Below are 17,488 nucleotides of genomic sequence, written 5' to 3'. Positions count from 1 at the left end.
CGTTTGCAGCCGCAAGGCTACAGCGACAGCTCGAACGCCGGATCGGCGGCGGCCAGCGCCGCGGCACTATCGGCAGGCGGATAAATCACACGGCCATTGATGGCCACCTTCATGGCCTTGCCCTCGCTGCCCGTCAGCCACACCTTGCGCTCCCAGCCCTGCGTCACGACCGCACCCCATGCTCCGAGGTCCAGGCAGGTCACATAATAGGGTTGGCGGTAGGGCCGCGTGGCCAGTCCCAGCAGGTCAGCCACGGCATTGTCGCCCGAGGAGCGCCCAAGGAACATGGCGTGCTGGCAGCTCATCAGCGTGTGATTGCCTTCGTCATCCGTGGCGGCAACGGCGGCGTCGCCCGTGGCAAATACCCTGCCGGCGCCAGGCACGCGCAAATCATGCGCCACCCGCAGGCGTCCCGCGGCGTCTTTCTCACCGGGAACCTGCGCCGTCAACGCACTGGCCCGCACGCCCGCCGTCCACACCACGGTGGACGCCTCGATGCGCTCGCCATCGGCCGTCGTCAATCCATCCGCGTCGATGGCGGCCACCGCCGAACCGAGCCGGCATGCCACGCCCAGCTCCGCCAGCGCCTGCTCGATCACGGGGCGCGGTCCCGGCCCCAGATCCGGACCGATATCGGACGCCCGCTCGACGATGATCACCTTGATATCGGCATCTTCGCCCAGGATGGCGCGCAGGCGGGCCGGCAGCTCGGCCGCCAGCTCGATGCCCGTGAAGCCGCCGCCGGCCACCACGACGGTATTGCGCGCGGCCGATGCGGGCCGGGCGGCCAGCGCATGCAGGTGCGCATCGAGCGCCACCGCTTCGCTGCGCTGGTCGGCGCTGAAGGCAAATTCTTGCAGACCCGGAATATTCGGCCGGAACAGGCTGCTACCGGCCGCCAGTACCAGGCGGTCGTAGGCCAGGGTCGAACGGCTGCCATCGGCGGCCACGATGTCGACTTCGTCGCTGTCGCTGCGGATGGCATCGACCTTGCCGGCGATGAAGCGCACGCCCGTCTCGTCAAACAGTTGCTGCAACGGCGCCACCATGCTGGCGGGCGCCGGTTCGTACAGGCGGGGGCGCATCGTCAGCATGGCTTCCGGCGCCACCAGCGCCACTTCGATCTCGCCTGCGGCAATGTTTTCCAGCTTCAGGCGACGCACGGCTGCCAGGGCACTCCACAATCCGGCAAAGCCGGCACCAATGATCAATACGCGCTGTGTCATGTTTTTCTCCTTGATTTGATAACGCAGACTATATCACTCCGCGTTATGAGTTGCAAGCTAACCCGCCAAAATCGCAACAGCCTGCCTTGCGGACTGTGCCGCACTCGCGTAGATTCGCGGCACGATGATGAGGGAAAGTCCCATGCAAGAGGAATTGGAAACATTGCTGGCAGCAGCGTTCAAGAGCGAGCGGGCACAGGCACGCCGCCTGGCCGCGCTGGAAGGCATCGCCGGCGACGCGGCGCTGCGGCGGATACTGGAACAGGCATCCGGCACCTTGGGCCTGGCCGCCCTGCTGGCGACGCGGCTGCAGGCGCACGCCGCCGAAGCGCAGCGCAAGGCGCAAAAGATCAGCGATCGCCAGCAGGCGCAGGCGGCGCGGCGGGTGATGGCCGTGCCGGCTTCGGCCTGGCGCGGCTGGTTCGACGGTTCCGCCCATCCGAACCCGGGCAAGCTGGGCATAGGCGCCCTGCTGCTGGGGCCAAACGGCGAGCGCATCGAAGTGAGCGAGGCTGCCGGCTATGGCAGCAGCAGCGACGCGGAATATGCGGCCCTGACGGCCGTGCTGCAGGCGGCACTCAAGGTGCGTCCGCCGCCCGTGCAACTGCTGCTGTACGGCGACAGCCAGGTGGTGATCAATGATGTGCTGGGAACGACGCCGCTGGGGGCCAAGGGACTGGAAACGCAAAGGGCCACCGTAGTGGCCCTGCTGGAACAATTTACTGATGTGAGCTTGCGCTGGCTGCCGCGCCACAGGAATGGCGAGGCGGACCGGCTGTCCCAGCTGGCCATTACCGGCTGGGTAGAAGAGGATTAAGCGGCGCGGCCGATCCGCAACGCTTCCTTCGGCTCTTTCGCCACCGGACGTTTCACCCCCTTCAATCCGCTGACACTGGCCTGCTGCCCGTTCAGCTTGAACACGCTGACCACTTGCGCCAGGTTGTGCGCCTGGTGCTGCATCGATTCGGCGGCGGCCGCCGACTCTTCCACCAGCGCCGCATTTTGCTGCGTGACGGCATCCATCTGGCCGATGGCGCGGTTGATCTCGTCGATGCCCACGCTTTGCTCGCTGCTGGCCGCCGTGATTTCCGTGATGATGTCGCTCACGCGCTGCACGCTGTCGACGATATCGTTCATGGTGGAACCGGCTTGCGCCACCAGCATGCTGCCCGCGTTGACTTGCTCCACGGACGCGCCGATCAGGGTCTTGATTTCTTTCGCCGCCGAAGCGGAACGCTGCGCCAGGTTGCGCACTTCGGACGCCACGACGGCAAAGCCACGGCCCTGCTCGCCCGCACGGGCCGCTTCCACGGCCGCGTTCAAGGCCAGGATATTCGTCTGGAAGGCGATGCCATCAATCACACTGATGATGTCGACGATCTTGTTCGATGATGCATTGATCGATTCCATCGTGCCCACCACCTGCGCCACGACTTCGCCGCCCTTGACAGCCACTTGCGCCGCCGAGGCAGCCAACTGGTTCGCCTGGCGCGCATTGTCCGCGTTCTGTTTCACGGTCGAGGTCAGCTCTTCCATCGACGAAGCCGTCTCTTCCAGCGAACCGGCCTGCTCTTCCGTGCGGGAAGACAGATCCTGGTTGCCGGCGGCAATTTCCGTCGACGAGGTAGCGATGCTGTCCGTGCCCGTGCGCACTTCGCTGACGATATTGAGCAGGCTGGTGTTCATGTCCTTCAGGGCCAGCAGCAGTTGCCCCGTTTCATCCTTGGCGCTGGCGTCGATCTGCGCCGTCAAGTCGCCATCGGCTACCTTGCGGGCGATGTCGACGGCCGTGCGCAGGGGGCGCACAATGCCCATCGTCAACAACCAGGCGCAGACGACGCCAAAGCCCAGCGCCAGCACGGCCAGGGTCAGCAGCAAGTTGCGGCTCGTCTTGGCGACCTCGTCGATCTCGCGCGCCGTCTTGTCAATGCTGGCGCGCTGGTGTTGCAGCATGTCGTTGACCACTTTCAGGTATTTCGTCGAACCGGGCACGAAGATGCCCTGGAACGCCTGCTCCGCTTCCGCTTCCTGTCCATCCGCTTTCAGCTTCGACACTTGCGCGCGCGAATCGAGGTAAACCTTGCGTTGTTCGCTCACCAGGCGGAACAGTTCCTTTTCTTCCGGGCTGGAAATCAAGGCTTCGATTTTCTTTTGCAATTCGCCCGATACGACGGACGATTGCTTGGCCTCTTCCGCAAAATACGCGCCCAGTGTGGTGTCGCTGCTGCGCGCGATGGCCGTGGTGCGGCGCACGCCGCTGTCGATCTTCGCGTACCAGTCGGAAATATAGCGTTCCTTCGCCAGCGGCAGCTCCATCATGGTGCGCGTGGCCATGGCCACATCATGCAAGCGCCACACGCTGATGCCCGTGATGACCATGGAAAACAGCAAAATCACGGCAAAACCCAGGCCGAGGCGCACACCAATACTGACGTTTCTTAACAAATTCATGTGAATATCCTAAAAAAGCGGAACCAGACTATATAAAAGGGGGACAGCAGAAAGCGGCTGCTCGGGGCAGCCGCGGCGCCATCAGCGTGTGCCGATGCGCAAGGCGGTTTTCGGCGCAGCCGGGCGTTTCAGCGCTTTAGCACCACTCTGCTCATTGAGCTTGAACACGCTGACGACCTGCGCCAGGTTGTGTGCCTGGTGCTGCATCGATTCGGCGGCGGCCGCCGACTCCTCCACCAGCGCCGCATTTTGCTGCGTGACGGCATCCATCTGGCCGATGGCGCGGTTGATCTCGTCGATGCCCACGCTTTGCTCGCTGCTGGCCGCCGTGATTTCCGTGATGATGTCGCTCACGCGCTGCACGCTGTCGACGATATCGTTCATGGTCGAGCCGGCTTGCGCCACCAGCATGCTGCCCGCGTTGACTTGCTCCACGGACGCGCCGATCAGGGTCTTGATTTCTTTCGCCGCCGACGCCGAACGCTGCGCCAGGTTGCGCACTTCGGACGCCACGACGGCAAAGCCACGGCCCTGCTCGCCCGCGCGGGCAGCTTCCACGGCCGCGTTCAAGGCCAGGATATTCGTCTGGAAGGCGATGCCATCGATGACGGAAATGATGTCGACGATCTTGTTCGATGACGCATTGATCGATTCCATCGTGCCCACCACCTGCGCCACGACTTCGCCGCCCTTGACAGCCACTTGCGCCGCCGAGGCCGCCAATTGGTTCGCCTGGCGCGCATTGTCCGCGTTCTGTTTCACGGTGCTGGTCAGCTCTTCCATCGACGAAGCCGTCTCTTCCAGGGAACCGGCCTGCTCTTCCGTACGGGAAGACAGGTCCTGGTTGCCGGCGGCGATCTGCGTCGATGACGTGGCGATGCTGTCCGTGCCGCTGCGCACTTCGCCGACGATGTTGAGCAGGCTGGTGTTCATGTCTTTCAGGGCCAGCAACAGTTGCCCGGTTTCATCCTTGGCGCTGGCGTCGATCTGCGCCGTCAAGTCGCCATCGGCTACCTTGCGGGCGATGTCCACGGCCGTGCGCAGGGGACGCACGATGCCCATCGTCAAGACCCAGGCGCAGACTACGCCGAATGCCAGCGCCAGCGCGGCCAGCACCAGCATCAGGTTGCGGCTGGTATTGGCGACGGCATCGATCTCGCGTGCCGTCGTGTCGATCGTCGCGCGCTGGTGCTCCAGCAAGTCCGAGACCATTTTCTGGTATTTCGCGGCGGCCGGCACGAAGGTCTTTTCAAACACGTCATTGGCGGCATCGACCTGCGCTTCGCCCTTCAGCTTGTAGACCTGGTCGCGCGAACCGATGTACACCTTGCGCTGTTCCAGCAAGCCCGCGAACATGGCTTTTTCCTCCGGCTTGTCGATCAGCGCCTCGATCTTCTTTTGCAGCTCGGCCGAACTGGACGACGAGACTTTCGATTCTTCGGCGAAATAGCCGCTGAGCGAGGTATCGCTGCTGCGGGCAATGGCGATGGTACGGCGCACGGCGCTGTCGATACGGCCATACCAGTCGGAAATATAGCGTTCCTTGGCCAGCGGCTGCTCCATCATGACGCGCGTGGCGCTGGCCACGTCGTGCAGGCGCCAGACGCTGATGCCCGTAATGAGCATGGAAAACAGCAAAATCACGGCAAAACCGAGTCCGAGGCGGACACCGATGCTGACGTTGCGTAATAAATTCATGTGACTATCCTAAAAAGCCCTGCCGTCAGCCTGATAACGAGCTGACGATCTCGCTCATGGGCGGGCGCTGACTGGCCGCTGTAGCGAGTTGGCGTGACAAGTGAAACTGGCGCACGGTTCGGCTGAACCGTGCGCCAGGAAATGCGCTAGCGTGCGCCTTGCAGAAAAAGCAAACAATGCTTGGGGTCAATTGTTTCTAAAAAACCCTCTCGGCACCGGGGTGTCAGGAAATGTGCAGGTCAAGGCGCGTGGCCGAAGGCAGTACGAATGTACGGCGAGGCAACGCCGCCCTGGACTTTTCCTGGCGGCCTAGGCGGCCAGCTTCTCGATCAAACCCATGTCGGCGCTGGACATCAGCTGGTCGATATCGACCAGGATCAGCATGCGCTCGTCGATGGTGCCCAGGCCGATCACGTATTCCGTGTTGATCGAACGGCCCATGTCCGGCGCCGGCTTGATCTGTTCCGGCATCAGGGTGGTGACGTCGGAGACGCGGTCGACGACCATGCCGACGACGCGGTTGCCGATATTGAGGATGATGACAACGGTAAACTGGTCATAGCTGGGCGTGCCCAGGTTGAACTTGATGCGCATGTCGACGATCGGCACGATGATGCCGCGCAGGTTGACCACGCCCTTGACGAACTCGGGGGCGTTGGCGATGCGGGTCGGCGTTTCATAGCTGCGGATTTCGCTGACTTTCTGGATGTCGATGCCATACTCTTCCTGGCCCAGGGTAAAAGCCAGGTATTCGGCAGCCTTGGCAACGGTTGCGCCAGTGTCGCTGGAAATGGTGCTCATGATAATCCTTTAGTTAAATCGCCCAAGGGCGCAGGCCACGGCACGCTGCACGCAGGCCTTGGACGTGACAAGAGCCATCCGCAAGGCATGGCTCCTACTTGTATGTTTTGCAAATACTTTCTTGCAATTAGCTTATGCTTCTAATTTCCATGCGGCAATGTTACCCCATGTAAATTTTACATGCACTAAAAAAGAGCGTCTGCCGACCTGCCTCGTTATCAAAGGGGAAATTACGTGGCAAAAACGGCACGCTGCATGGCACTCGCCGGACCGCAAATGCAAGTACCGGCACTGCCGAGCTCGCCGTTTTATGCCACACTTGCGGCCTTTGCCTTTTAGAAGTTCGAACCATGCAATCCTTGCTTTCCCAATGGCAACCACGCCTGCTGGCGCTGGCCACGGCCGGCCTGGGCGACGACAGCGCCCACGACATCAACCACCTGCAACGCGTCTGGCGCAATGCCAGTGTCTTGCTGCAGAACCATGCGGAAGCGGACGCCCTCACCGTGATGGCCGCCTGCTATCTGCACGACCTGGTCAACCTGCCGAAAAACCATCCCGAGCGCCACCTGGCCTCGCGCCAGGCGGCAGCACTGGCTTGCCGCCAATTGGCGGAACTGGATTTCCCATCAGAAAAACTGGCCGGCGTGGCACACGCCATCGAGACGCACAGTTTTTCCGCCAACTTGCCGCCGCACACCATCGAAGCGCAAATCGTGCAGGATGCCGACCGCATCGACGCGCTGGGCGCCGTAGGACTGGCACGCCTGTTTTACACGGCGGCGCGCATGGATAGCGCGCTGGCGCATGGCAGCGATCCGCTGGCAGCCCATCGCCCGCTCGACGACAAGGCATACGCGCTCGACCATATCGTCACCAAGCTCGACAAACTGCCCGGCAAGATGCAGACGGCGGCAGGCCGCGCGCTGGCCGAACAGCGGCTGGCCGTGCTGACGGATTTCCGCGCCGCCTTTGCCGGCGAATGGGGTATTAGTACATAAACCCTGGTGGCGATAGCCAGCATGGCCCATGCTGTCTATAATGCAAGGCTCAGCTATCGCGCCGCGCGTCAGCAGAAACCTGCAACGCGCCGGCGCAACGCCAACAACTGAACCCCGCCAGCCGCACGGCGGCGCGGGGTGCGCGCCGAAAGCATGCATGTCCGATAAAACCAGCACCGACAGCCCTTCCCCATCATCGCCCGCCGCGCCCGCGCGCGCCGGCAACCTCAATTTCATCCTCGTCTGCGTCTTCATCGACATGCTGGGCATCGGCCTGGTAGTGCCCGTGCTGCCCATCCTGATTGGCAACTTTGTCGACGGCAAGGATGCCCAGGCGTTCTGGTACGGCATCATGGCAGCCCTCTTCGGCTTGCTGCAATTCATCTTCATGCCCATGCTGGGCGCCATCAGCGACCGCGTGGGACGCCGTCCCGTGCTGCTCTACTCGATGGCCGGCATGGGCATCAACTTTCTCGCCACGGGCTGGGCGCCGAACCTGGCCTGCCTGTTCATCGGCAGGGTCATCGGCGGCGTCTCGTCGGCCAGCATGTCGGTCGCGTCCGCCTACGCCTCCGACGTGTCCACGCCGGACAACCGAGCCAAGAGCTTCGGCAAGATCGGCGCCGCTTTCGGTCTGGGTTTCATTTGCGGCCCCATGCTGGGCGGCCTGCTGGGCGAAATCGATCTGCGCCTGCCGTTCTACGTGGCGGCGGGCCTGTCGGCGGCCAATTTCATCTATGGCTATTTCTGCGTGCCCGAATCGCTGCAGCCGGGCCCGCGCGCACCGTTCACCCTGGCGCGCATCAATCCGTTTGCCGCCCTGCTGAAGCTGGTGCGCCGCGTGGAAATCCGCGGCCTGGTACTGGCTTTCGGCCTGATGACGTTTGCGCAAATGATGCTCAACACCACCTGGGTGCTGTACACGCATTTCCGTTTCGACTGGACGCCGCGCCAGAACGGCATCGCCCTGTTCTGCGTGGGCCTGTGCGCGGCCGTCGTGCAGGCGGGCTTGCTGGGCATACTCATCAAGCGCTTCGGCGAGGTGCGGTTGTCGCTGCTGGGCATGGCTTCGGGCGCCCTCACCTATTTGCTGTACGGCCTGGCGACGCAGGGCTGGATGATGTATGCGCTGATCCTCTGCAACCTGCTGGCCTTTGCCGCCGGACCGGCCCTGCAAGGCATCATCTCGAAATCATCGAACGCCAGCGAACAGGGAGAACTGATGGGCTCTCTGCAATCGATCAGCAGCCTGGGCATCATCATGATGCCTTTGCTGGGCAGCATGATCCTCGGCAAAGTGAGCCATTTGCCGCCGCAGGACTGGCGCATCGGCAGCACTTTCTACCTGTGCGCGATCATGCAAATTCTGGCCATCCTGGTGGCCTGGCGCTACTTCAAGGCGCAACGCGAGGCAAGACTTATGGTTTCCACCACAAAGTAGTCAGCGGGATAATGTTGTATTTGGGAAATAAATAGGCGAGAATGGGATAATCAGCGGGGCGTTACCGATGCCCGGCATTCGATGGTGAGCAAGGATGGGTATGACTGACTTTTATTCCAGCGCCTGGCGCCGAACCGTGGCCATGCTGGCGCTGGCGCTGCCGCCGCTGGCGGGCGCGCAATGTTCGCGCGACATCCAGGTGCCCGTCTCGGCCATCGGCGCCAGCGTGGTGGTCAATGGCGCCACGATCGGCGGCATCTATCCCGACTTGCTGCGCAGCATGGGCGCCAAGCTCGGCTGCAATTTCATCTTCACGGCCGTGCCCCGCGCGCGCCTGGAAGCGATGTTCGAGGCGGGCAAGGCCGACTTGCTGATCCCCGCCAGCAGCACCTTGCGGCGCGACCAGCATGGCTTGTTCATCCCCATGCTGGGCAGCCGCCCCCTGCTGATCTCGCTACAGGGCGCGCGCGCGCCCATCAACACCATGCAGGAACTGATCGAGCGGCGCGAATTGCGCGTGGCGCTCGTGCGCGGCTACGACTATGGCGCACCGTACCAGGCGCTGGCGAAGGAACTGAGCAGCCAGGGACGCCTGTTCTACGAAGTCGACGCGCTCTCCGTGGCGCGCCTGATGCAAAGCGGCTTCATCGATGCCACCATCATGAGCCCCACCATCCTGGCAGGCGTGGCGCAGAACGATGCGCGCGTGTATGGCCTGGCCGACCGCTTGCGCCTGGAAGCGCTGCCGGAATTGCCTTGGGGCATGAGCGGTGTCTACCTGTCGCGCAAATCCCTCACGGCGGAAGACCAGGCCACCCTGCGCGACCTGCTGGACAAGGCGGGGCGCTCGGGTTCCGTGATGGAAGGCTTCCAGCGCCATCACCGCCAGGAATTGCTGTCGCTGAGCATACGCCCCCGCTAAGGCCTGCATGTCCAGTCTGGTCGTCGCCGTCGTCCTGTTTGCCGCCCTGCTGCACGCCAGCTGGAATGCCATCGTCAAGTCCGGCAAGGATACCTTTCTCAGCACGGTGCTCGTCTCCGCCGGCGCGGCCCTGATTTCACTGGCCGTCCTGCCCTTTGTTCATGCTCCCGCACCCGCCAGCTGGCCCTACCTGGCCGCTTCGGCCGTGGCGCAGCTGGCCTATTACTCGCTGCTGGCGGCCGCCTACAAGGCGGGCGACATGAGCCATGCCTATCCCCTGATGCGCGGCAGCGCGCCGCTTATCGTCGCGCTAGCCAGCTGGCCGCTGATCGGCGAGCGCCTGTCCGCCATGCAGATGGGCGCCGTCGCCTGCATCTGCGCGGGGATCCTCGGCCTGTATGTTGCCGCGCGCACGAGCGCCATCGGCACGGTGCCGAAAACCACGGGGCGCGCCACCGCCTTTGCGCTGGGCAACGCCTGCGTCATCGCCAGCTATACCCTGATCGACGGCATCGGCGTGCGCCTGTCCGGCGCGCCAGCCGCCTACACGATGTGGATTTTTGTCTTGAACGGAACCGGATTGCTGCTGTGGACGGCGTTGCGCCGTCCCGCCGATTTGCTTGCGTATGCGCAAACGCAATGGCGCCTGGCCGCCGTTGGCGGTTTCGGCACCCTCGCCTCGTATGGCCTGGCCCTGTGGGCCATGACGCAGGCGCCCGTGGCCGCCATTGCCGCCCTGCGCGAAACATCGATTTTGTTCGCCATCGCCATTGCGGCCCTGTTCCTGCGCGAAAAAATCAGCCCCCGCCGCTACGTGGCCATAGCCCTGATCGCGGCGGGCGCCATGCTGATGCGAATGGCCTAGCGGGCGTCGAGCGGCGCAATCGGCAACTCGATTGCGCTGGTCGCCCCTGTCGCGTGGTACACGCGCTGCGTCGCCTTTCTATAATGGCCTGGGTCGGCCAGGAAGATGTTCGGCACGTAGTTTTGCGGATTGCGGTCGTACAGGGGGAACCAGCTCGACTGTACTTGCACGGCGATGCGGTGGCCGGGCAGGAAGACGTGATTCGCGTTCGGCAAGGCGAAACGGTAGCGCTCCACTTTGCCCGCAGGTATCGGCGTCGGGTGCTCGAAGCTGTCGCGGTAGCGGCCGCGGAAGATATCCATCGCCACGCCCAGCTGATACCCGCCCATGGCCGGCTGCGACGGCACCTCATCCGGATACACGTCGATCAGTTTCACCACCCAGTCCGCATCCGTGCCACTGGTGGCGGCAAACAGGTTGACCATCGGCGCGCCGGCGATGCGCACGGCCGTTTTCAACGGTTCGGAAACATAGCTGAGCACGTCCGTGCGGTCCGCATAGCCGCGCTGGTCGCTGACCAGCCATGGCTTCCACACGTCGCCATCGTTCAGGCGCACGGGACGGGGCACGAAAGGCACGGGCTTGGCGGGATCGGCCACGTATTCATCGAAGGCGCCTTCAGCCGCATCCGCAGCGCCCGATGGCGCCGCAAAGCCCAGCTTGTAGCCATCCTGCAGGTAGATCGGCGTCAGCTTCGTGTCGCAGGTCTCGCAAGCCAGCGGCCACTGCTGCAGGCGCTGCCACTGGTTCGTGCCGCTCTGGTACGACACCACGGGCGCCGTATTCGCGTCCGGCGCGCCATCTTTCAGGTATTGATTGAGGAATGGCTGCATGACTTTTTCGCGGAACTGGCGCGCCGTGTCGCCGTCAAACTTCAGGGCGCCCAGGCTGGAACCGTGATAGTTGACGCCGCTATGGCGCCACGGGCCTATGGCCAGGTAATTGAGGTTGTTGCGCTTGTCGCGTCCCTCCATCGCCCAATAGGTGGCGTAGGGGCCATAGATATCTTCCTGGTCCCACTGCCCCACCACGTGCATGGTGGGCACGATCAACGGGCGTTTCGCGAGGATCTTGTCGAGCGCCTGTTCTTGCCAGTAACTGTCGTAAGCCGGATGTTCGAACAGCTTTTTCGTGTACGTCAGCTTGTCGATGCCGAATTTTTTCGCGTAGTCACCGGCCGAGCCGATGCGCAGATACGCGTCGTAATCGTCATAGACGCCCAGCGCCGGCGATTCGCCGCCGCCGCGCACGCTCGTCTGTCCCGCGATGTACGACAGGCTGGGCATGCGGAAGGCACCGTTATGGAACCAGTCGTCGCCGCGCCAGCCATCGACCATGGCGCTCATGGGAATGGCCACCTTCAGGGCCGGATGCGGGTCGACCAGGGCCATCAGCACCGTATGCCCCTCGTACGAGGAACCGAGCATGCCCACCTTGCCATTCGTTTCCGGCACGTTTTTGACGAGCCAGTCGATGGTGTCCCACGCATCCGTGACGTTGTCGACCTTGGTATTGTTCAGCGGACCGCGCACGGGGCGCGTCATGACGTAATCGCCTTCCGAGCCATACTTGCCGCGCACGTCCTGGAACACGCGAATGTAGCCGTTTTCCACCAGGGTGTCGTCGCCCGGCGGCAAAGTGACCAGCATGCTGGGGCTGGCGGCGCGCTGGGCGCGGCGGGCCGCATTGTACGGCGTGCGCGTGAGCATGATCGGCGCCTTTTGCGCGCCTTTCGGCACGACAATCACCGTGTACAGCTTGACGCCGTCGCGCATGGGGATCATCACCACGCGCTTGACGTAGTCATTCATGTCGGGCATCACCAGCTTGGCGCCGATATCGGGCGTCATCGGCGGCGTTTGCGCCATCGCCGGTACTGCAAACAAGGAACTGATAACAAAAGCCAGACCGGTGAGCCGGACGGGGGACGACACGCGCATACTGTTCTCCAATGATTCATGCCACGCAAAAGTGGCCGAACGGCAATAGTACCCGGAAAGCAAGTTCTGCATAAGGCTAGCATCTGACGCAACGCAGCAGATAAATCGGGGCGCAAACTTGACAGAACGCGTGCGAACTGCAACCATAACGCCATGAAATTTATTCATTCACAACACGCCTGCTTGAATTGGTGGTCCCGCTCACTTCCGCGCGGCCACTGCATAGTGATGTGAATTATGATCAACGCCGCCTCGATCGGTGGCGTAACAGGCTCAGCCTGGATCATCCCCGATGCAGGCGGCTCGAAAGGAAACTTGATGAGCTTGCCTAACACCCCCGATACCCCCGACACCGAGAATACCCCGGCAGCGCCGCTGTCCGCCGCCGCCATCGCGTCGCAATCCGTGATCCTGACGGGCGACCGCCCGACCGGCCCCTTGCACCTGGGCCACTACGTGGGCAGCCTGCGCGACCGCGTCCGCTACCAGAACAGCTACAAGCAATTCATCATGCTGGCCGACGCCCAGGCGCTGACGGACAATATGGAAGACATCGACAAGGTGCACCGCAATGTCGTCGAAGTGGCGCTCGATTACCTGGCTGTCGGCATCGACCCGACGAAGACCACGGTATTCATCCAGTCGCAAATCCCGGAACTGGCCGAACTGACGTTTTACTACCTGAACATCGTCACCGTGGCGCGCCTCGAGCGCAATCCCACCGTCAAGGAAGAAATCCGCCTGCGCGGCTTCGAGCGCGACATCCCGGCCGGCTTTTTGACCTACCCTGCCAGCCAGGCGGCCGACATCACGGCCTTCAAGGCGGGCGTGGTGCCCGTGGGCGAAGACCAGATTCCGATGATCGAGCAAACGAATGAAATCGTGCGCCGCTTCAACCGCATGTACAACCGCGAAGTGCTGATGGAATGCAAGGCGCTGGTACCCGACATCGGCCGCCTGCCCGGCATCGACGGCAAGGCGAAGATGAGCAAGTCGCTGGGCAACACCATCAACCTGGGTGCGACCTCGGCCGAAATCACGGCCGCCGTGAAAAAAGTCTATACCGACCCGCTGCACCTGCGCGTGGAAGACCCGGGCCACCTGGAAGGCAACATCGCGTTTACCTACCTGGACGCCTTCGATCCGGAAAAAGCGGCGCTGGCCGAAATGAAGGCCCATTATGTGCGTGGCGGCCTGGGCGACAGCATTGTGAAGAAGCGCCTGGATGTAGTCTTGCAGGAAATGCTGGCGCCGATCCGTGCCCGCCGCGAAGAATTCGCCAAGGACAAGGGCCAGGTCATCCAGATGCTGAAGGAAGGCACCTTCAAGGCACGCGAAGTGGCGGCCCGCACGGCCGATGAAGTCAAGTCGGCGCTGGGCCTGAACTACTTCTGATCACCAGCAGTCATAGCAAACTGATATAGCAAACTGATGCGCCCAGGCGGAGTCGGGTAAAATCCCGCTTTCGCCTGGGCGCAATTCGTTTGTCACCGTGGCATCAGCAATCCGTAGAGAAGACAACGCGCCATGACCGATACCCCTATCGAACAGCTGCTGCAGCAGCATTTTTCCATCGATGCGCTGCAACGCTCGCCCGCTCCCCTGCAGCAGGCGCTGGGCATGCTGGGCGGCTGGCTGGCCGCCGAACGCGACACGCCCTATCCGCACACGCCGTATGCGCAATTGCTGACGCAACTGTCCGACACTTGCCTGCCCGCGCACGGCATGCCCGTGGCGCAATTCCTGCAAGAACTCGACACCACCGTGCTGGCCAATACGGCCCAGCTGAACCATCCGCAATACATCGGCCACATGACGCAGGCCCTGCCCTGGATCAGCGTGCTGGCCGAAGCGTTTACGGCCACCCTGAACCAGAACCAGGTGAAGATCGAGACGGCGTATGTGTCGACCCTGATCGAAAAGCAGATCCTCGGCTGGCTGCACCGCCAGGTGTACCAGCAGGCCGATAGCGTCTACGCGCAGGCGATGGCCGCCACCAGCGGCGCGCTGGGCAATGTCGTCAATGGCGGCACCATGGGCAACCTGACGGCCCTGGCCGTGGCGCTGGAACGGCAGTTGCCCGGCACGCGCAAACGGGGCCTGTTTGCCGCCATGCAGGATTCCAGCTACGCGGGGCTGGCCGTGATCGGTTCGGCGCGCAGCCATTACTCCGTGAAAAAGGCGCTGGCGACCCTGGGCCTCGGCGAAAACGCCTTGCACCTGGTGGCAGTCGACCGCGACAACCGCATCGATATCGCCGCGCTGGAATCGACCATTGCCGACTTGAAATTGCGCAAGATCAAGGTCGTCGCCATGATCGGCATCGCCGGCACGACGGAAACGGGCGCCATCGATCCATTGGCCGCCATGGCAGCCATTGCCGCGCGGGAAAGCATCTGGTTCCACGTGGATGCGGCCTGGGGCGGCGCCCTCTTGATCGCGGAACAGTACCGCGCCCTGTACGACGGGATTGCCCTGGCGGACTCCGTCGTCATCGACGGGCATAAATTGCTGTGGGTGCCGATGGCGCAAAGCATGGTGCTGTTCAAGGATAGCGCCAGCCTGAACTTGCTGAAACACAACGCCAACTACATCCTGCGCGACAATTCGGGCGACCTGGGCCAGACCTCGCTGGAAGGCTCGCGCCGCTTTGATGCCTTGAAACTGTGGACGTCGTTCAAGGTGCTGGGCGTATCCGGCTACACGACCTTGCTGCGGCAGGCGGCCACCCTGTCCGGCCAGCTACAGGACTTGCTGGCCGACCAGCAGGATTTCGAGCTCGTCACGCGCTCCGACACCTTCATCCTGACCTACCGCTATGTGCCCGCGCACTTGCGCCAGCGCATGGAAAGCTTGCTGGCCAGCGGCCAGATGGACGCGGCGGCAGAGCTGAACACGCAACTGAACACATTGAACGCCAAGCTGCAGAACCGGCAAAAGGCGCAAGGCCACAGCTTTGTGTCGCGCACGGTACTGGAATCGACGCGCTACCCCGGCCCGACCAACGTGCTGCGCGTGGTCATGACCAACGTCAAGACGCGCCCCCACCACCTGCGCGCCATCCTGGACGAGCAGCGCGCCATCGGCCAAACGCTGGTGGCGGAACTGGGCTTGTAAGGAAACACCCACCGATCAGCCTTGACTGGATGCACGATGCAGCGTCTTAGCGCCCTCACCGACCTCTTGCGGCATCTGCTGAAATGGCTGCTGCTGGCCTTTGTTGTGGCCGTGCTGGCGGGATCGGCTTCGGCCGGCTTCCTGTTTGCCCTTGAATGGGCAACCGCTACGCGGCGGGCGCACGCCTGGCTGATCTGGCTGCTGCCCGTGGCGGGCTTTGCCGTCGGCTGGCTGTATTTGCGCTATGGCAGCAGTGTCGAAGGCGGCGCGAACCTCCTCATCGATGAAATCCACGACCCGAAGAAAATCATCCCCTTGCGCATGGCGCCGCTGGTGCTGGGCGGCACCGTCATCTCGCATTTGTTTGGCGCCTCCGTGGGGCGCGAAGGCACGGCCGTGCAAATGGGCGGCGCGCTGGCAGACCAGCTGACCCGCATGTTTCGTCTGAACAATGAAGACCGCCGCATCGTCCTGATGGCCGGCATCAGCGCCGGCTTTGCCTCCGTCTTCGGCACGCCGCTGGCGGGCGCCATCTTTGGCCTGGAAGTGCTGGCCATCGGCCGCTTGCGCTACGAAGCCATGCTGCCCTGCCTGCTAGCTGCCGTCATCGCCGACCAGGTGGGCTTGCTGTGGGGGCAGTTATTCAACATTCACCACACGCATTACGCCGTGCCTTTGATCCCCGCCCTCTCCGCCTGGACCTTGTCCGCCATGGTGATCGCTGGCGTGCTGTTCGGCGTGACCGGCAACGTGTTTGCGCAGGCCACGCACGGCTTGAGCGGGCTGATGAAGCGCTGGATCCGCTACGCCCCGCTGCGCCCCCTGGCCGGCGGCGTGATCATCGCCATCGCCGTGTGGCTGATCGGCACGGACCAGTATATCGGCCTGGGCATCCCCACCATCGTCGACGCGCTCAAGGAACCGCTACCGGCATACGATTTCCTGGCCAAGATGGCGTTTACCATCGTCTCGCTGGGCACGGGATTCAAGGGCGGCGAAGTGACGCCATTGTTCTTCATCGGCGCGACCCTGGGCAATGCGCTGGGGCCGCTGCTGCATCAGCCCGTCACCTTGCTGGCCGCCATCGGCTTCGTCGCCGTCTTCGCCGGTGCCGCCAATACGCCGATCGCCTCGACCCTGATGGCCATGGAACTGTTCGGCGCCGAGATCGGCGTGTACGCAGCCATCGCCTGCGTCGTGGCCTATCTGTTTTCCGGCCACGCGGGCATTTACCGGGCGCAACGGGGCGGGCATGCCAAGCGCACCGTCCACAAGGATATCGACACATGACACAGAATATCTACGACAACGACGCCTTCTTTACCGGCTACAGCCAGCTGCCCCGCTCCGTCGGCGGACTCGACAGCGCCCCCGAATGGCCAGCCCTGCGCGCCATGCTGCCGGAGATACAAGGAAAAAGCGTGCTCGACCTGGGCTGCGGCTATGGCTGGTTCTGCCGCTGGGCAGCCGACGCTGGCGCGGCGCAGGTACTGGGCGTGGACGTGTCGGAAAAGATGCTGGCGCAGGCGAACGCCATGGGGACGCACGCGGCCGTCAGCTATGCCCGGCTGGACCTGGAACAACTGGCCCTGCCGCCCGCCAGCTACGACCTCGTCTACAGTTCACTCGCGTTTCACTACATCAAGGATTTCACCACCTTGCTGGCTGCCATCCGCCACGGCTTGAAGCCGGGCGGCAAGCTGGTATTTTCCATCGAGCACCCGATCTTCATGGCCCCCCGCCAGCCGGGCTGGCTGACGGACGCGCAAGGCCGCAAGCGCTGGCCCGTCGACAGCTACCAGCAGCAAGGCCCGCGCGTGTCGGACTGGCTGGCGCCAGGCGTGATCAAGCAGCATCGGACCTTGGGCACGACCATCAATGCGCTGCTACGCGCCGGTTTCCAGCTGGAACACGTGGAAGAATGGGGTCCCACCGACGCACAGGTCACGCAACAGCCGGCGCTGGCGGAAGAGCGCGAGCGGCCGATGCTGTTGCTGGTGGGCTGCGGCCTGCCGTAATCGCGCTG

Annotated in this window: 14 protein-coding genes; 9 read left to right on the top strand and 5 right to left on the bottom strand. The window is 63.3% G+C overall.

What is annotated here, in order from left to right:
* Window positions 1-17 precede the first annotated feature (17 nt).
* Window positions 18-1,226 carry an NAD(P)/FAD-dependent oxidoreductase gene (locus CSQ92_RS04395; protein ID WP_099393330.1) on the bottom strand — a complete coding sequence of 403 codons (1,209 nt, stop codon included), beginning with the start codon at window positions 1,224-1,226 and terminating at the stop codon, window positions 18-20.
* Window positions 1,227-1,368: 142 nt separating this feature from the next.
* Here CSQ92_RS04395 and CSQ92_RS04390 point away from each other — a divergent pair, with 142 nt between their 5' ends.
* Window positions 1,369-2,043, top strand: a complete 675-nt coding sequence (locus CSQ92_RS04390) for a ribonuclease HI family protein (RefSeq protein ID WP_099393329.1) — start codon at window positions 1,369-1,371, stop codon at window positions 2,041-2,043.
* On the opposite strand, the gene CSQ92_RS04385 is transcribed toward CSQ92_RS04390, so the two are convergent.
* From CSQ92_RS04385 to CSQ92_RS04375, 3 genes are all read right to left on the bottom strand, one after another.
* Window positions 2,040-3,677 carry a methyl-accepting chemotaxis protein gene (locus tag CSQ92_RS04385; RefSeq protein ID WP_099393328.1) on the bottom strand — a complete coding sequence of 546 codons (1,638 nt, stop codon included), beginning with the start codon at window positions 3,675-3,677 and terminating at the stop codon, window positions 2,040-2,042. The genes CSQ92_RS04390 and CSQ92_RS04385 overlap by 4 nt on opposite strands.
* Before the next feature lie 81 nt (window positions 3,678-3,758).
* The gene (locus CSQ92_RS04380) at window positions 3,759-5,375 is read right to left on the bottom strand and encodes a methyl-accepting chemotaxis protein (RefSeq protein ID WP_099393327.1); all 1,617 of its coding nucleotides are present in this window, start codon (window positions 5,373-5,375) and stop codon (window positions 3,759-3,761) included.
* A gap of 309 nt (window positions 5,376-5,684) precedes the next feature.
* Window positions 5,685-6,176 carry a chemotaxis protein CheW gene (locus tag CSQ92_RS04375; RefSeq protein ID WP_034784183.1) on the bottom strand — a complete coding sequence of 164 codons (492 nt, stop codon included), beginning with the start codon at window positions 6,174-6,176 and terminating at the stop codon, window positions 5,685-5,687.
* A 350-nt stretch (window positions 6,177-6,526) separates the two neighbouring features.
* Here CSQ92_RS04375 and CSQ92_RS04370 point away from each other — a divergent pair, with 350 nt between their 5' ends.
* From CSQ92_RS04370 to CSQ92_RS04355, 4 genes are all read left to right on the top strand, one after another.
* Complete coding sequence (locus CSQ92_RS04370; protein WP_070257408.1) at window positions 6,527-7,177, top strand: HD domain-containing protein; 651 nt, start codon at window positions 6,527-6,529, stop codon at window positions 7,175-7,177.
* Window positions 7,178-7,334: 157 nt separating this feature from the next.
* On the top strand, window positions 7,335-8,618 hold the full coding sequence (locus CSQ92_RS04365; protein ID WP_034784187.1) for a TCR/Tet family MFS transporter: 1,284 nt from the start codon (window positions 7,335-7,337) through the stop codon (window positions 8,616-8,618).
* Between the two features lie 100 nt (window positions 8,619-8,718).
* Entirely contained in the window at window positions 8,719-9,540 is an 822-nt protein-coding gene (locus CSQ92_RS04360) for a substrate-binding periplasmic protein (protein ID WP_034784189.1), read from the top strand.
* A gap of 7 nt (window positions 9,541-9,547) precedes the next feature.
* Window positions 9,548-10,405 (top strand): DMT family transporter, encoded by an 858-nt coding sequence (locus tag CSQ92_RS04355; protein WP_099393326.1) that lies wholly within the window; start codon window positions 9,548-9,550, stop codon window positions 10,403-10,405.
* Here the strand turns inward: CSQ92_RS04355 and CSQ92_RS04350 are convergent.
* Window positions 10,402-12,345 (bottom strand): CocE/NonD family hydrolase, encoded by a 1,944-nt coding sequence (locus CSQ92_RS04350; RefSeq protein WP_099393325.1) that lies wholly within the window; start codon window positions 12,343-12,345, stop codon window positions 10,402-10,404. The two genes, CSQ92_RS04355 and CSQ92_RS04350, sit on opposite strands and share 4 nt — an antisense overlap.
* Window positions 12,346-12,663: 318 nt before the next feature.
* Between CSQ92_RS04350 and trpS the strand changes: the two genes are divergently transcribed.
* From trpS to CSQ92_RS04330, 4 genes are all read left to right on the top strand, one after another.
* The gene (trpS, locus tag CSQ92_RS04345; protein WP_225317293.1) at window positions 12,664-13,740 is read left to right on the top strand and encodes a tryptophan--tRNA ligase; all 1,077 of its coding nucleotides are present in this window, start codon (window positions 12,664-12,666) and stop codon (window positions 13,738-13,740) included.
* 132 nt (window positions 13,741-13,872) lie between these two features.
* Window positions 13,873-15,462, top strand: a complete 1,590-nt coding sequence (locus CSQ92_RS04340; RefSeq protein ID WP_099393324.1) for a pyridoxal-dependent decarboxylase — start codon at window positions 13,873-13,875, stop codon at window positions 15,460-15,462.
* 36 nt (window positions 15,463-15,498) lie between these two features.
* The gene (locus CSQ92_RS04335) at window positions 15,499-16,752 is read left to right on the top strand and encodes a voltage-gated chloride channel family protein (protein WP_099393323.1); all 1,254 of its coding nucleotides are present in this window, start codon (window positions 15,499-15,501) and stop codon (window positions 16,750-16,752) included.
* Window positions 16,749-17,480, top strand: coding sequence for a class I SAM-dependent methyltransferase (locus CSQ92_RS04330; protein ID WP_099393322.1), 732 nt, complete (start codon window positions 16,749-16,751; stop codon window positions 17,478-17,480). Before CSQ92_RS04335 ends, CSQ92_RS04330 begins: the two co-directional genes overlap by 4 nt.
* Window positions 17,481-17,488 lie beyond the last annotated feature (8 nt).

It is taken from the genome of Janthinobacterium sp. BJB446 (assembly GCF_002735655.1).
GTDB lineage: Bacteria > Pseudomonadota > Gammaproteobacteria > Burkholderiales > Burkholderiaceae_D > Janthinobacterium > Janthinobacterium lividum.
The sequence above is the reverse complement of the archived record's forward strand: the minus strand, read 5'-3'. Positions and strand labels throughout refer to the sequence as shown.

Coding starts and splice junctions, on each gene's coding strand:
- CSQ92_RS04395 (WP_099393330.1), bottom strand. CDS start 1,226: ATGACACAGCGCGTATTGATCATTGGTGCCGGCTTTGCCGGATTGTGG.
- CSQ92_RS04390 (WP_099393329.1), top strand. CDS start 1,369: ATGCAAGAGGAATTGGAAACATTGCTGGCAGCAGCGTTCAAGAGCGAG.
- CSQ92_RS04385 (WP_099393328.1), bottom strand. CDS start 3,677: ATGAATTTGTTAAGAAACGTCAGTATTGGTGTGCGCCTCGGCCTGGGT.
- CSQ92_RS04380 (WP_099393327.1), bottom strand. CDS start 5,375: ATGAATTTATTACGCAACGTCAGCATCGGTGTCCGCCTCGGACTCGGT.
- CSQ92_RS04375 (WP_034784183.1), bottom strand. CDS start 6,176: ATGAGCACCATTTCCAGCGACACTGGCGCAACCGTTGCCAAGGCTGCC.
- CSQ92_RS04370 (WP_070257408.1), top strand. CDS start 6,527: ATGCAATCCTTGCTTTCCCAATGGCAACCACGCCTGCTGGCGCTGGCC.
- CSQ92_RS04365 (WP_034784187.1), top strand. CDS start 7,335: ATGTCCGATAAAACCAGCACCGACAGCCCTTCCCCATCATCGCCCGCC.
- CSQ92_RS04360 (WP_034784189.1), top strand. CDS start 8,719: ATGACTGACTTTTATTCCAGCGCCTGGCGCCGAACCGTGGCCATGCTG.
- CSQ92_RS04355 (WP_099393326.1), top strand. CDS start 9,548: ATGTCCAGTCTGGTCGTCGCCGTCGTCCTGTTTGCCGCCCTGCTGCAC.
- CSQ92_RS04350 (WP_099393325.1), bottom strand. CDS start 12,345: ATGCGCGTGTCGTCCCCCGTCCGGCTCACCGGTCTGGCTTTTGTTATC.
- trpS (WP_225317293.1), top strand. CDS start 12,664: ATGAGCTTGCCTAACACCCCCGATACCCCCGACACCGAGAATACCCCG.
- CSQ92_RS04340 (WP_099393324.1), top strand. CDS start 13,873: ATGACCGATACCCCTATCGAACAGCTGCTGCAGCAGCATTTTTCCATC.
- CSQ92_RS04335 (WP_099393323.1), top strand. CDS start 15,499: ATGCAGCGTCTTAGCGCCCTCACCGACCTCTTGCGGCATCTGCTGAAA.
- CSQ92_RS04330 (WP_099393322.1), top strand. CDS start 16,749: ATGACACAGAATATCTACGACAACGACGCCTTCTTTACCGGCTACAGC.